1 protein-coding gene and 2 tRNA genes are annotated in these 1,909 nt (G+C 35.8%); all 3 read right to left on the bottom strand.

Annotation, left to right across the window (positions count from 1 at the left end; all coding sequences use genetic code 11):
* Positions 1-2 precede the first annotated feature (2 nt).
* A tRNA-Gly gene (locus ABZA26_RS14050) sits at positions 3-78 on the bottom strand.
* 24 nt (positions 79-102) lie between these two features.
* A tRNA-Pro gene (locus ABZA26_RS14045) sits at positions 103-179 on the bottom strand.
* Positions 180-319: 140 nt separating this feature from the next.
* Positions 320-1,909: 5'-nucleotidase C-terminal domain-containing protein (locus tag ABZA26_RS14040; protein WP_372715117.1), on the bottom strand; the 1,590-nt coding region annotated here is incomplete at its 5' end.

Raw genomic sequence — 1,909 nt, 5'->3', positions numbered from 1 at the left:
TTTGGAGCGGGAAACCAGGTTCGAACTGGCGACATTCAGCTTGGAAGGCTGACGCTCTACCAACTGAGCTATTCCCGCGTATCTTGGTATATTCTTTTTAAATGGTCGGAACAATAGGATTCGAACCTATGACCCCCTGCTCCCAAGGCAGGTGCGCTACCGGGCTGCGCTATGCTCCGTTGTTATCGTCCTCTCACGACAAGAATAATAATATCATAATAAAGTTAAAGAGTCAACACTTTTTAATATTTATTTTTATTTTATTTTTTTTAGATTAAAAATAAATAAAAAGAAGCCACTATGCGGCTTCTTAAAAGGCTTATTTTGCTTTTGGTAACGTTATTATATTTCCTTCAAAAATAATATCTGGATTTGTAATATTTTTATTTTCTTTTAAGATTATATCCATGTCTATTCCTGTTTTTTTAGAAATTGCTCTCAATGTATCACCTGATTGTATTGTATATACAGAATTAGCTGATATATTTGTATCTACTTCTTTTTTCCCTGCAAACACTCTTCCGTCTACTGTAGTATGAGTAATTCCACTAGTTTTAATATATTCACCCAATATCTCTTCAAGCCCCTCATATTCGTTCACTGTTCTCTTTCCTTTTAGAGAGGTATACATATCCCCACCTACAGCCATAAAGTCGTTTGTAGCTATATTATAAGTTCTCGTTAAGTCTAGCTTTTCCCCGTTGTTAAATGTAATATCATATACTTTATTCCCCACTTCGTTCATTGGATCAAATTTAAATGTAAATCCTGCTACATGTGGGAATGCTCCTCTTGTCTCTGGATAAGATTGAACACCATTTTCAATGGCATCTTTTAGATCCTGACCACTTATCTCTTTCACTACCACATAATTTCCAAATGGTAATACCGAGATTATGTTTCCTTTAGTAATCGTTCCTTTTTGGATAGAAGCTCTTATTCCACCACCGTTAGTTATTACACCATCAGCTCCTGTCTTAAATAACACAGCTTCTGTAATCATATCTCCTAAGTTAGTTTCACCCGCTCTCACATTATTTCTTTCACCATCTAAAAGTACAGGTGTCTCTCCAATAACCATAGATGTAATCTTTTCATTCTCTGTATTTACCTCATCTACAATTGCTCTTACAGCAGGATCTTCCTCAACATTTTCCATTGCATATTCTTTAGTAAATAATTTTGCTGTTTCGACTTTTGATCCATCTTTACCTAATTTAACAGTTACCTCTCCTAAATTCTTATCATAAGATCCAGATTGAACAACAAGAGTTTCTTTTACCCACAGACCTTCTTCTAGAGTAGTATGGCTATGTCCATCTACTATTAAATCTATTCCGTCTACTTCCTCGGCTAATTTAATACTTGTGTAAACCGAATCTTCATCCATACCCAAATGTGAAAGGGCTATGATGTAGTTTACTCCTTCAGCTTTTAAGGCCGTTACAGACTCTTTAGCCGACGCTATAGGATCATCAAAGGTAACCGCTTCTACATTGGTAGGATTCGTCTTATAAGCCGTCTCAGGAGTTGCTAATCCAAATACCCCCACTCTTACACCATTTGGTAGAGTTTTGATCATATATGGTTTAAATGCTTTTTCTCCCGTATCTTTATAAGTAAGATTTGATACTAATACTGGAAAATTCATTGTATTTTGTAATTTTTCAATTCTATCCAATCCATAATTATAGTCATGATTTCCAGTTGTCATGGCATCATATCCCATCTCGTTCATAACCCTTACTACTGATGCTCCCTTAGTTAGGGTTGCAAATACCGTTCCGTGAATCGTATCCCCTGCATCTAAAAATAAAACATTCGGATCTTCTGTTCTAATTTGTTTAACTATAGTACTCACTCTAGCTAATCCCATTCCATCATATTTGCCTGCATCTACCCTTCCATG

The sequence above is a fragment of the Ilyobacter sp. genome (genome assembly GCF_041583315.1).
In the GTDB taxonomy this organism is placed as follows: Bacteria; Fusobacteriota; Fusobacteriia; order Fusobacteriales; family Fusobacteriaceae; genus Ilyobacter.
This window is presented reverse-complemented; position numbering and strand designations above follow the sequence as displayed.